Below are 12,527 nucleotides of genomic sequence, written 5' to 3'. Positions count from 1 at the left end.
AATGTCAAAATTGGGACAACACTTTGATAATGAAGCAGAAAACTTTGACGATAATGTATATAAGAATATACCAAGATATGATGAAATGATTGATGCACTGATAAAAGCAATACCCTTCGATAAAGAGGATTTAAGGATATTGGATCTTGGCTGTGGAACAGGTAACATAACCAAGAAGGTTCTTGAAAGATATCCGAAGGCACATGTGACTTGCCTTGACTTATCAAAAAATATGCTGGAGTTGGCCAAAGAGAAGTTATCCGGTTATGATTCAATTGAATACGTGCTGGGGGATTTTACGATAATTGACATCATCGATAATTATGATGCAATCATATCCTCCCTCGCACTACATCACATACCATCTGATGATGCAAAACTCGAGATGTACAAACACATATATGCTGCATTAAATAATGGGGGCGTATTTTATAACGCTGATGTGATAAAGGCTGCCAGTAAATATAACGAAGAATTAAATCAGAAAGTCTTTGATGAGTTCATGAAAGACAATGGGGTATCCTCTCAGGATATCAGTGAACATAGACATAAAAGGCATGTCAATGATATACCAATCACGCTAACCAAACACTTAAATCTACTTGAAGAAGCGGGTTTTGAGGATATTGATGTCATCTGGAAATATTACGGCAATGCCGTATACGGTGCAACCAAACGATAACCCAATCGGAAAATTAATTTAATTTAATTTTTCTTATCTTTTTTTGATAATATTTTAGAATAACTATAAAAATTAGTATACATAGAAATATTAATGTAATTATCTTTACATAATATATTTCGAAATATGATAATTACAACTATTGATTAGATTTTTTCAGTCAACAGCATTTTTATGTGCTGTTGACTGGTACATTAAAACTACTTTTTAACATATTTGATTAGATGTTTATAATTATCATGGTTATACTATAATTATTGGACTATTGAAACGAGTTTCTTGTCATGCTTTATGCAGGAATTGTTCCATACTATTTTCAGGTGAGTGCTTTGTGTAGAAAGCACAGTATTTTATATAAAAATATTTTAAGTATATACAAAAACTATTTTTTGCTGATATAACTATTTAACTTAATAAAATATCTATTTTAGTAAGCTGGATAAGAGTATCTAACAGTTATATTATAAAAATCAGGTTAAAGTTTTAAAAAAATAAAATGGGGGTTTATTCTTCGAATATGAGATTAATCATCCATTCCGGTTTAAATTCCATTAAATCATCATATGATTGACCAGTACCGATAAAGAGTATTGGCTTATGGATTACATGTCCGATGGATAATGCCGCTCCACCCTTAGCATCTGCATCAGCCTTTGTAAGTATGATACCGTCAATGTCAATTACTTCATTGAATTTCGTTGCCTGTTCGGTTGCATCATTACCCATAAGTGCATCACCCACATACATCACAAAGTCTGGCTGGGATACCCTTTTGATTTTCTTCATCTCATCCATGAGGTTTGCATTAGTCTGCATACGACCGGATGTATCGATGAGTACGACATTTTTACCTGTAGCTTTGGCGTGTTCAACGGCATCATAAGCTACAGCGGCAGGATCAGAGTTTCTTTCGTGTTTGATGATTTTCAGGTTAAGTTTCTTGGCGTGGTGTTCTAACTGTTCGATAGCACCTGCCCTGAATGTATCTGATGCACCAAATACAGAGGAGTATCCATGTTTTTCAAGGTATGTAGCCATTTTGGCTATGGTGGTGGTTTTACCAGTACCGTTTATACCTACAAACATTATCTTATAAGGTTCGCCATTCTGTTTTGACTTTTCAATTTCACCCAATAGGTCAAAGGAACCATTATCAATAATCTCTGTAATGGCCTTTTTCAATGCGTTTGTGGTGAATAATTCCATATCTCCCCTACGTTGGATTTTCTTGCCTATAAGGTCCTCTTTTACAGATTCAACTATTCTGTCGGCAACTTCATATGCCACATCACCTTCAAGAAGTGACATGAACAGTTCATCAAGTATATCTGATATGTCATCTTCCTTGATGGTCTTCTTGGTGATAAATGAGAACATTCCACCGGATTCTTCTTCATCCTTCTTGGCTTGCTTAGCAGGTTCTTTCTTGTCTTCTTCATCTTGAGTAGTTTCCTCTGTTGTTTCGGTTTTTTCTTCAGTTTTTGCCTCTTCCGTTTTTTCTTCCTCTTTTTTGTTTCGTCTGAAGAATGAGAATCTGCCCTTTTTCTCTTCTTTTTTCTCTTCTTCTTTAGTTTCTTCAGTACTTTCATTGGTTGAAGATGTTTCTTCCGTCACATCATCGGATGTATCTTCGGATGTGTCCTCTTCATCTTGAGCAATATCCTCTTCGACTTTTTCATCCTCTTCGTCACTTTCCTCAGGTTTTTCTTCCTCTTTTTTGTTTCGTCTGAAGAATGAGAATCTGCCCTTTTTTGTTTCCTCAGTTTTCTGTTTATCTACCGTATCAGACTTTTCTGAATCCTTTTTATCAGTATCCTTTTCGCCTTCTTCTTGAGTATCCTCATCAGTATCTTCCGGACCACTTTCTTCATCTTCTTTATCTATTGTTTCTTCATCATCGGATGCTGATTCCTCCTCCACTTTGCTTTCATCTATGTCTTCCGATTCTTCAGGAGCACTCTCTTCGACTGATGAGTCCTCTTCAGCCTCAGGAGCATCTTCTTCTACTCCTGTACTTTCATCGCTAATGCTGTCCTCTTTTTCATCACCATCTTCAGGAATAGTCTTTTCATCCTCATCCGATACCTCTTCTACTTTTTCTTCATCAGATGAATCCTTTGAATATTTATCTTCAATAGAACTAAATGCTTCTTCGAGATTATCCAAATCTTTTGCAAACTCTTTATCATGTTGTGTCATTTCTTCTTCTGTAGACTCAGAAGCATCTTTAATGGTTTTATTTAACTTCTTTTTTAAAAAATCGAACAATTTCTCACAATCCTTATTAATATTTCAAATTTTGAATTATACTGTTATTATATATGTATTTCATAGGATAAAAAGTAATTGAAAAATATTAAGTTAATTTGTCTTAATCAATTTTAAAATTACCAGCTCAGAGTCGGTACCCCACCTCATAGGAACATCCATGGAGCCAACGCCAGTAGTTACATGAAGGTAATGATTCTTGTTATTTATAACTTTTTTAAAAAGGCCCATATTATGTCCCTCATAGATTAGTTTGCCGAAAGGTATCACAGGATAAAACTGACCGCCATGGGTATGTCCTGATAGCTGGATATCAAATCCCATATTTGTAAATTCATCCCACCCGTTAGGGATGTGGAAGTTGATAATGTTCAGCTTATCCTCTTTGACAGCACTTTTAAGTTCATCCCGTGTAGGCATTGGAATGTCACCGAAGCTATAGCTCAAGCCGTATATGTTCAGGTCTTCATATTCATAACTGTCATTTTCCAGTATTATGATATTGGCTTTTTGGCATGCTCTATGAACACTTTCAATATCCCTGTAATAGTCATGGTTACCTGAGGTGAAGATTACCGGAATCGTAATGTTTTTGAGGGCCATCATGTCATCCTCCTCTATTACTGATGAACCGTCTGTAAGGTCACCTGAGATGATTACCAAGTCACATTTATCCTCCACTTCCTGTATTTTACATGATAAGTCCTTGATGAGTTCTTTGTGTCTGACCGATCCGAAGTGCACATCTGAGAAGTGAAGTATATTATACTCTTTATCTATCTTGTCAAATTCCAGTACATGTTCTTTGATGATTATCTTATGTGCATGTATATATGCATAGACTCCTATTGCCATAATCACTGCAAGTGCCATTAAATAAATCGATTTTGGAAGCACAACAAATGCTCCAATGCCGTAGAAAATCACTAAATATAAAAACAGCATCATCAAAAACCATTCATATACTCCGTAGAATGTGGACATATATCTGCCTATTTTAGACGATTTTTTCCTTTCGGTAAATGTTGGGATGATGTGAGTGGCTTCTAAAATTACTATCAGAGGAATTAGATATAAATTATTCATGGTCATAAATAGGCTAAAGAAGTATTTGAATGCAAAAAATTCATATATCATAACGAAAGGAGTTCCAAGTAAAACTCTTCGAGTTCTAAAGTCCATAAATTCACCAAAAAATAGTTATTGATTGTTAATTGGGTAATATAAATAATTAATGGGTAAAGGTAAGTTATTTTCTATCCTTTTTAACCCTGTATTTTTTTTCTTTATCAATTCTTTCCTGTTTTTGTGTTAACTTTTTAGATAGTTTTTCTAAACTTTTATAAAAACCTTTGAACATGTTTATCACTTTCCTTCTTAATGACTATATGTTTAATTTAAAACATATAATTACTTTACTGTTATAGTGTTGATGTTTAAATGTTGTTTAATGAAGTATCTAAGATAGATGATATTGATTCTGTTCAACTTGAAGTATTTGATTTTGTTCATGGACTAAAAATATGATGAAGTCTTTATCAGCAAGTGATAACGTTTCAGTAGGGATAATCCCCTTTTTCTTCATATTCCATTTTTAGCCAAGTTCTGAAGATGGAATCATATATTTGGTATTGTCCATTATTTAATTCAATCAATGTTTCGTTTTGTAATCTCTTTAGGGATGCACCAATAGCTCCACTGGTGACATTCAGCTTTTTTGCAATTTCAATCCTACGTAGTGGCTTATCAACTAATGCCGTGATTATTCTCTGTTCCTGGGCTGTTAGTTTATACCATTCATTTGTCAGGTGGATTAGCAAATATGGGAGGCTCTTTTTAAATTCACTTACTATTCTTTCTTCATCCAACTGTTCAAATGGTGGTAATAATCTTGCAAAAGTATTGATGTAAAATGGAATGCCTTTAGTGCAGTTATAGAACCTGTCAAAACCATCATCAGTAAATTGTAGATATTCAGCTTTTTCATTTAAATAAGATTTTGTAGTAGCATGGGAAAATGTTTTAATTTCATAATTCAATATTCTTCCACCAAAAGCACCTTTCTGACCTGCTATATCAGATATCAGTTCATCCTTAATGCTCATACTTCCCGAGAATATGTAACCGATATTTCTTTGTGATTGGATAACGCTTCGGATATACCATAGAAAGCTATTTACATCTTCATCAAGTTGCTTGAGTATTTGAAATTCATCCATGAATATTAAAACGCCATCAATGTCATTAAGGTAATCATCATAAATTTTTTGAGGCAGATTCATGACAAAATCAGTAAATTTGGAATAATCCTCTTGGCTTTTAAGAATAGGAACCGGAATATCGTTGACTGATTCCAGTCTATCAAATTTAAAATTACGTGTTTTGAAAAACTTCATAATTCTCTTGTCAACAGTTATGATATCCGATTCGTTACATGCTCTTATGAATGATTCATAGAATAGTTTCATGAAACAAAAGCGTGTCAGCTTATCCTTTTTATATTTATCCATAGCAGACAAGTCCATGTATACAACCAAATAATCATTCTCCAAATCCTTTTTTATTTTTTTCATTAGAGCGGTTTTTCCAACTCCTCTAATACCTGTCAGCAGTATCGTTGGGGTCGAAGCTTTCTTGGCCAATTCCAGATTATCTTTAATAAATGAAATTTCTTCTGTTCTATTGTAAAATTGACTTTGATCCAAGTCATTATCATTTCCCAATGGTAAATTTCTCATAGTAAAACACCTTGTTAATATCTTTTGAAAACATTTTATATAAATATAATGAGAAATTCATTATAATGTATAAAACACACATTGCATTATGTAATGGAAAATTCATTATAATGTAAAAAACACACATTGCATTATATGATGAGAAATCAGTTCAATCAATATCAGAACCCTTCTGATATAGGTATTATAACATCATTCACCAATCATCAATCAATACACCAACATAACCACATATAAAAGGTAATAAACTCCATTTATCATGATTGTTATATTAAAACAGGCATTAATCTCGGAAATTCTAATGTGAAATGATTATTTTTTTGCTGTTTAAAAAAAGATGTGATGGGGTTGCTGTTGAGTTGGGGGTTGGTTTTGATAGGTAGTGTTATTTTTTTGATAGTGTTGTGTTGTATTTTTTTACTTCGGTATACTAATTACATAACGAAATAAAAATTTTGTGATGATAAAAATGGGTATTAGAATCAGAATAAGGAGGGGAGTATAAGAGAGGGTATGCTCTCTTATCATATGTACTTTATGCTGTTATGGTTAATGTTTTAACGTCTTCTGTTTATCATAATCACTACTGATGAGGTAGTTGTGAGGGTGTACTCCTTGGTCTTCATATCGGCTGGTTGTGTGTATGTAAAGTTTACTTGGTTGTTTGTGACTTTGGCGTAGATTACTTTGCTGTTTGAGTTCTTGATTGGTTTATTTTAATTTTGAGGCGTACCTTGCTGTGTTGATGAATTTATCACCCTTGATTATTGTGGTATTGATTCATATTTGTATTATTTGATTATTTTTCTATAGATGAAGAGGTTTTTTGAATTTGTTAATTTGATAGATATCTAGGTCAGATTTTGTTGTCGTGTGTTTTTATTGCCATCTGTTTAATTGCTCTAGTTTGTCTTTTATTTCTTCTTCAATTTCTGTTTTTTTGTGGATATTCATAAAAACATCTGTACCATGATTTGTTTTTTTAAATCTGATTAGTTTATCTTTATATAATTTTTTTAATTCTTTGTTGATGTATTTGCAGGGATGATTTGATAGTTTATTGCAAATATTGGATATGGGAGTGTGTCTTTTTTGCCAGTAATGATTTCTATATAAGAAGAATAGGATAGCTTTTCTGATTTCTGTTTTTTCATTTTCTTTCAATCCCAATGTAATCACCATAAAATATTCTTTTTCTTATTCTTCTAGATAATTTTCCAGCAGTTCTTTCAATTGGAGTGCTGTTTTTTTATTCATTACTATTTGTGTATTGGATTCGGTGGTGATTTCGATTTTGTTTTCTTGGGATATTATTCTTTTGTTGAATAATAATATTCTTATTTCCTCTGAATCTCCACCTACACCTACTGATGATGTGTGGATAATTTCAGATTGGGGGTTAATTGTAATATTGCTTACGGGTATATTTTCATTTTCCATAATTAACGCCTCATTATTTTTTGGATTATCGTTCTATTGTCAGTAGATATTTTTCCTTATTGTCTTCGATGAGGATATTGTAATTTTCTGTATTCATTATTTCTTTTTCCAACTTGTATAAGTCCACGTCGGGTGCATTTTCATCACATATCATGTCTAATTCTTCATCACTTAGTTCATCATATGGTTCATCAGCGTACTTCATTGCTTCTGTTATTGCGATTTTATTTAATTCATCCAGTATCATATTTAATTTTATAATAATCGGTGATTCTATGTTTAATTTATATTTTGAGTTTGAACACTTTATAATCAACTGTTTATCTATCATGTCATCAATAAATTTATTTAATGTGATTCTGGAAATTTCTGCTCCGACTGCAAGTTGTAATTTACTTAATTCTGCGAAAGGATTTGTCAGTAGGTAATCCAATACTTTAATTTGGGGGTAATCTCCAAGTATTTCATTTAACATTACTATCACCTATGTATATTTTATATACAATACTTCTTTATATACTTTTGTAGTTGTATATTTTTTATACAATTTTTTTTTATAATTATACGTGGGTTTTTCCTCAAATGCTTCTTCAGGTATCTCTGTATTTCTATTCGATACTTGAATTTAGAAATATCCTAATCATTATTCTTCATTTTAATATTAAGCTAGAATAATCCTTTGGAATATTATTTAAATACTTTGAATATTATAATTCAAATCAAAAATTACATGCTTTGTCGGGCTAATATGTCCATATAACTGATTTGGGGGTGTTGAAATATTATGATTGGAAAAAAAATGGTGGTTATATGAGAGTTATATTTATATTCTCTCATTTAATGGGGGTGGTTATACGGTTACTGTTAATGTCTTAACATCTTCAAGTTTATCATAGTCGCTACTGATGAAGGTAGCTGTCAGGTTGTACTCCTTAGACTTCATGTCACTTGGTAGTGTGTATGTGAAGTTTACTTGGTTGTTTGTGACTTTGGCGTAGATTACTTTGCCGTTAGTGTCTTTGACTGTTTTACCGTTTATCTTGAATACTACTTTACCCGTGTTGATTGCATTGTTACCATCTGTTATTGTTGCTGTGAGTGTGATTGTTTCACCGGCTTGAGCTGTGATGTCAGCCGTGGTGAGTGTTGGTGTTGCTTTTTCTACTGTTATGTTTACTTTTTCGCTTGTTAGTTTGTCGCATTGTGTTGATCCTGAATATACTGCTTCAATTGTATTGTCTTCTTTAGCCCAGTTGTTTGGTACTTCATAGTTTTCTATGGTGGCAACACCGTTTACTACTTTGGCATATATGACTTTACCGTCAGCATCTTTCAGGGTTTTTCCGTTTACTTTGAAGATTATTTTTCCTGAATTGATTGATGTGTATGTTTCATCATTTGCAAGAATTCTTGCGGTTATGTTAATTTTTTGGCCTACTTGTGAATTGATAGGGGCTACTGTTAATTTTGTTTCTATTACTGTAATAGTTATGGTATTTTCTGATTCGGTGTATTCATTTGTTTGATTGAATTTGGCTGTGATTGTTATGTCTCCAATTTCTGTTGGTGTATAATTATAGGTGTATGTTCCTTGTTCGTTTGTTGTGATTGTTTGGGGTTCATTATTTATTGTTAATAGTATTTCCTGATTTGCTAATGTTTGGTTGTTTTCATCTTTTAGAGTGATTGTTATAGGTGTGTTCTTGTTTATTATGGCTTTATCTGGGGAGGATATTGTGATTTTAAAGATGGAGGTTATTTATTCTTTAGGAGTTTAATTTATTATATATGATTAGTTATCATTTTAAATAAGTATATATTATTATTTTCATGACACCCATTTGAACATATTAAAAAAAATAATTGGAACAGCTTTCTAATAAATATGGAAAAAAATACTAATCAATACAAAAATAGTAAAAAAAGAAGGTTAAAAAAGAAGATTAATGTACGTGTTGTTCTTGCTGCATTAATCTTTCTGCTTCAGGTCTTTTCTGTGCAATGTAATCGTTGATTTTCTGTAACTGTTCGGTCAATGAAGAGATTAGTTTTTGAACTTCTTCCTTGTCCTTGGATAGTGTTTCAACAGTTTCTTCACGTGATTTTTTTATTGCAACATCAGCACCCACGCCAACAAGCACATCTTCTGATTTAAGTTCTGCGGTAATAAAGCATCCGGCACCGATTGGTATAAGGGTTTCCTTACCCACCGCACCTTCGATACCCTTAACGGCTTCTTCGGCTGTTTGAATATCTTTGAGTGAAACGTTTAACTGTTCAATTTGCTGAGCAATTGTTTCACCCTGCTGCTGTAGTTGATTTAATTCTGTGACCATCTGTTCTAATCTTTGTCTATCATCCATAATGATACACTCCTACTGACAGCTTTTATAATAAATCTTTTACAACAGGATCTGTAACTTCATCAGCACTAATTTCAATAATTTCATCAAAAATTATTTTATCCCTATTAAGACGTTGTTTACTTCCGAAGTCGGAGTATAATTTTTCTTTAACATCGTCTTCTGTAATACCTTTAAGTTCTCTTGTAAATGGTTTTGTTTTATCAATATCTAATAATTTTCCTTTTACTCTAAAGATTTTAGTTATCATAATTATTCCTCAAATAAGTTAAATACTTGGTCAATCCTTGCTAGTTCCGGTCCTGTAGTTTTATTTCCTACAATGACTCCATTTGAATTTGCAATGATACATGCTCCTACGAGTTTAACTCCACGGTTAACTGTACCAATTTTAGTAGTCACTCCAAGTGCATCTTCAACAAGTTCCAATTCTTCATCCGTTGCATCTGGGTGTACTAACGCACCCCTGTTAGTAGCAGCTATTGCTGAACCCACAATATCAAAACCAGCTATGGTAGCTTCTGTGACTTCTACTTCCAGTGTCTTACGGATAATCCTTCTTGATTCCTTTGATAAGTCCGGATGTACAATAGCTCCATTATCATTAGCCACAACAATATTTCCTATTGCAGTTAATTTATCAGGCATTATTTCAACATTAATATCATGTTCACGAATAATATCTAATTCATGTGAAAAGATATGTGGTGATACAATTAGACCGTTTGAATTTCCAGCCATTAATGCTCCTGCTAGATTACTACCACAGATTGGTGTTTTGATAATTGGTACTTTAAGTGTTTCTTCAATACTTTTGGTATATGAATCTTGAAGTCCTGGAGAAACTATAGCAACATTATCCTTTGCTAGTATGGATACTCCTAAGTTAGGATTACCATCTATGTCAAAACGTTGTATCATATTTTCACTCCATCTGTGAATTTAATTTGATTATTAATGTAACAATATAATTCAACTGCCCATCTCTTAAACAATTAAATTATATTTAAGTAGCAGAGAGGTGATTAAGTTCTCTTATTTACATGTATACATTTACTACTTAAGCCTTTAGTAACTCGTATTATATGATAAAGGTTGTTTAAGTAATATATAATCTCATAGTTAGCATAAATTAGTAAAAAAATGTCTAGTTTTCTACTAATGTTACTTCCACTGTTTCATCTTCTTTAACAGCTTTAACTTTAATTTTTGATGGGATTTTTTCGATTCCTCTTTCCCATATTTTTTCGTTAACTGATTGGTCAATGATTACATCTTCAGCTTTCATATGTTTTTCTATGAATTCACGAATGTATCTCATTGCTTTAGGTGACCTTTTGTTTCTAGGTACTCTTTTAACATCCCTTAATGGGATTGTGTAAATTCTTTCCATTATATACACTCCTAATAGCTTTAAATATAAAATTAAGATTATACTTTAATTTTACTTCTTCTCCATTGTCTAGCTTTTGGATGAGTTCTTAGTTTTCTTGATGTTTTCATCATTGCAAATATAGGAACTCTTCTGTTTTGTTTGGTTTTTTTAGCTAATCTAATTTTTTCAGGTAATTTTTTATTTTTACTCATTTTTATTCCATCCTATAACTCTTGATTGAATGTGTCTTGGAAAGATTTCATCGGTGTCATATCCTTTCTCGTTTAACAGGACTCTTATTTCCATCTCATAATCACTGCTGTTATGGATGTCACTTTCAGCCTTCTGTAAAATGAACAGGTTGTCACTCACATCATTGATAGTCTTATAGCCAATACCTGTTAGGTTAATGTATTGGATATTTTTCCTATCCTCCAGGCTTTGAATCTCGTTAAACTTCATCTTTGGAATTCTGTCCTCACGTCTGGTACCGTCAGCTATAATGTCATAACTGTCTGCAAGTATTTCAAGAACGCTATGATGAATATGGTTAATGCCGTTGTTTGGAAAGTTATCTTCGATAATCATATCCACTGCATCAAAGAGTATCTGCTCATCAAGCTCCAATACCTTGTGCTTAAAGCCAAGACTTGCAGCAGACTCTGTTGCCGGTTTTGTAGAATCGAATACTCCAAAGTTTACGGTTATCAATTCCACCTCATAGCCTAAACGATCCAATATGACGGCCATCAATGAACTGTCCTTTCCTCCACTATAAGTAATAGCTGCTTTCATAAGAATACACAGAATCTATTTTTACTTTCTTGTAATGTGAATTTCACGTTTTTGACCAGTCATCTGTCTTAAGATTTGCTTTAGGGTAGCGTCACTAACTGGAATCTGAATCTGTCTTGCTTCGGCCAGTTGGATTAACTGCATCTCCAATGCATTTACATGTTCCGGTTTGGTTAATCTAAGATTTGCTAGTCTTTGACGTGCTTCGGGAGTTAATATTTGTCTTAAGGCTTGTTTTTTCTGTTCTTCGTACTGTTGTCTCATTTGCTCTTCTTGCTGCATCTGCTGGTAATCCATACCTTGTTGTTGTTGCATTTGCATTTGTTGTTGTCTTAACTGTTCCATTCTTCTACGCCTAATATCATCAAGTTCACTCATGATAATACAACTCCAATATACATTTCAATACTTAGTATTTTGATAATTCAGGCATGTCCTTAATTAATTCGGTTGCTTTGTTATCTAAGTAAGATTGACCTGCAGGTGTTACACATCTACCTTCTTCGGTTTTCTGTACGTATCCTGCTTCTTCTAATTGATTTAAAGCTGTTCTAATTATAGATCCACTACCTTTTCTGAATTTTTCAGGGTTGGTTCCTCTATCTTTATTTCCACCGTATTTGGTTTGTAATCTGCTAAGTCCTACAGGACCATCTACATATACTCTTCTTAGTAATGCAGCAGTTCTCACATACCACCAATCTGGGTTTTCCGGTCTGCGTTCTTTATGTACACCGGTTTTTACAAACTGTGCCCATGAAGGTTCGTTAATTTTATCATTTTCTTTTAATTCTTTACTTACTGCGCTAATTAAACTATCAGCAGGTACATCGAATGCTGTTGTCATGGTTTAATTTGCCTCCTAT

At 32.9% G+C, this 12,527-nt stretch carries 15 protein-coding genes and 1 pseudogene; 1 reads left to right on the top strand and 15 read right to left on the bottom strand.

Annotation, left to right across the window (positions count from 1 at the left end; all coding sequences use genetic code 11):
* The first annotated feature begins 1 nt into the window (after window position 1).
* Window positions 2-682: a trans-aconitate 2-methyltransferase gene (locus tag AW729_RS04465; protein ID WP_112123975.1), complete on the top strand. Its 681-nt coding sequence runs from the start codon at window positions 2-4 to the stop codon at window positions 680-682.
* Between the two features lie 504 nt (window positions 683-1,186).
* Here the strand turns inward: AW729_RS04465 and ftsY are convergent.
* The 15 genes and pseudogenes from ftsY to AW729_RS04385 all read right to left on the bottom strand — a co-directional run bounded on the left by ftsY (window position 1,187) and on the right by AW729_RS04385 (window position 12,508).
* On the bottom strand, window positions 1,187-2,566 hold the full coding sequence (ftsY, locus tag AW729_RS04460) for a signal recognition particle-docking protein FtsY (RefSeq protein WP_394339564.1): 1,380 nt from the start codon (window positions 2,564-2,566) through the stop codon (window positions 1,187-1,189).
* A gap of 477 nt (window positions 2,567-3,043) precedes the next feature.
* Window positions 3,044-4,132: a metallophosphoesterase gene (locus AW729_RS04455; protein ID WP_112123974.1), complete on the bottom strand. Its 1,089-nt coding sequence runs from the start codon at window positions 4,130-4,132 to the stop codon at window positions 3,044-3,046.
* Window positions 4,133-4,506: 374 nt separating this feature from the next.
* Window positions 4,507-5,688, bottom strand: a complete 1,182-nt coding sequence (locus AW729_RS04450; RefSeq protein WP_112123973.1) for an ATP-binding protein — start codon at window positions 5,686-5,688, stop codon at window positions 4,507-4,509.
* A gap of 879 nt (window positions 5,689-6,567) precedes the next feature.
* The gene (locus AW729_RS04445) at window positions 6,568-6,858 is read right to left on the bottom strand and encodes a hypothetical protein (RefSeq protein WP_236951263.1); all 291 of its coding nucleotides are present in this window, start codon (window positions 6,856-6,858) and stop codon (window positions 6,568-6,570) included.
* A gap of 27 nt (window positions 6,859-6,885) precedes the next feature.
* Window positions 6,886-7,128 (bottom strand): hypothetical protein, encoded by a 243-nt coding sequence (locus AW729_RS04440; protein ID WP_112123971.1) that lies wholly within the window; start codon window positions 7,126-7,128, stop codon window positions 6,886-6,888.
* A 25-nt stretch (window positions 7,129-7,153) separates the two neighbouring features.
* Window positions 7,154-7,603: a hypothetical protein gene (locus AW729_RS04435; RefSeq protein ID WP_112123970.1), complete on the bottom strand. Its 450-nt coding sequence runs from the start codon at window positions 7,601-7,603 to the stop codon at window positions 7,154-7,156.
* 1,038 nt (window positions 7,604-8,641) lie between these two features.
* Window positions 8,642-8,839 (bottom strand): annotated as a pseudogene (locus tag AW729_RS11750) (Ig-like domain-containing protein); the annotation flags it as partial.
* 232 nt (window positions 8,840-9,071) lie between these two features.
* Window positions 9,072-9,491 carry a prefoldin subunit alpha gene (gene pfdA / locus AW729_RS04420; protein ID WP_112123968.1) on the bottom strand — a complete coding sequence of 140 codons (420 nt, stop codon included), beginning with the start codon at window positions 9,489-9,491 and terminating at the stop codon, window positions 9,072-9,074.
* A gap of 25 nt (window positions 9,492-9,516) precedes the next feature.
* Window positions 9,517-9,741 (bottom strand): 50S ribosomal protein L18Ae, encoded by a 225-nt coding sequence (gene rpl18a / locus AW729_RS04415; protein ID WP_112123967.1) that lies wholly within the window; start codon window positions 9,739-9,741, stop codon window positions 9,517-9,519.
* A 2-nt stretch (window positions 9,742-9,743) separates the two neighbouring features.
* On the bottom strand, window positions 9,744-10,412 hold the full coding sequence (locus tag AW729_RS04410; protein ID WP_112123966.1) for a translation initiation factor IF-6: 669 nt from the start codon (window positions 10,410-10,412) through the stop codon (window positions 9,744-9,746).
* Window positions 10,413-10,638: 226 nt separating this feature from the next.
* Window positions 10,639-10,884: a 50S ribosomal protein L31e gene (locus AW729_RS04405; protein WP_112123965.1), complete on the bottom strand. Its 246-nt coding sequence runs from the start codon at window positions 10,882-10,884 to the stop codon at window positions 10,639-10,641.
* 38 nt (window positions 10,885-10,922) lie between these two features.
* Window positions 10,923-11,078 carry a 50S ribosomal protein L39e gene (locus AW729_RS04400; protein ID WP_112123964.1) on the bottom strand — a complete coding sequence of 52 codons (156 nt, stop codon included), beginning with the start codon at window positions 11,076-11,078 and terminating at the stop codon, window positions 10,923-10,925.
* A complete protein-coding gene (locus tag AW729_RS04395; protein ID WP_112123963.1) occupies window positions 11,071-11,661 on the bottom strand; it encodes an asparagine synthase-related protein in 591 nt (196 codons plus the stop codon). Before AW729_RS04395 ends, AW729_RS04400 begins: the two co-directional genes overlap by 8 nt.
* Window positions 11,662-11,682: 21 nt before the next feature.
* Window positions 11,683-12,039 carry a DNA-binding protein gene (locus tag AW729_RS04390; protein ID WP_112123962.1) on the bottom strand — a complete coding sequence of 119 codons (357 nt, stop codon included), beginning with the start codon at window positions 12,037-12,039 and terminating at the stop codon, window positions 11,683-11,685.
* A gap of 31 nt (window positions 12,040-12,070) precedes the next feature.
* Window positions 12,071-12,508: a 30S ribosomal protein S19e gene (locus tag AW729_RS04385; RefSeq protein WP_112123961.1), complete on the bottom strand. Its 438-nt coding sequence runs from the start codon at window positions 12,506-12,508 to the stop codon at window positions 12,071-12,073.
* Window positions 12,509-12,527 lie beyond the last annotated feature (19 nt).

It is taken from the genome of Methanosphaera sp. BMS, from assembly GCF_003268005.1.
Lineage (GTDB): Archaea > Methanobacteriota > Methanobacteria > Methanobacteriales > Methanobacteriaceae > Methanosphaera.
This window is presented reverse-complemented; position numbering and strand designations above follow the sequence as displayed.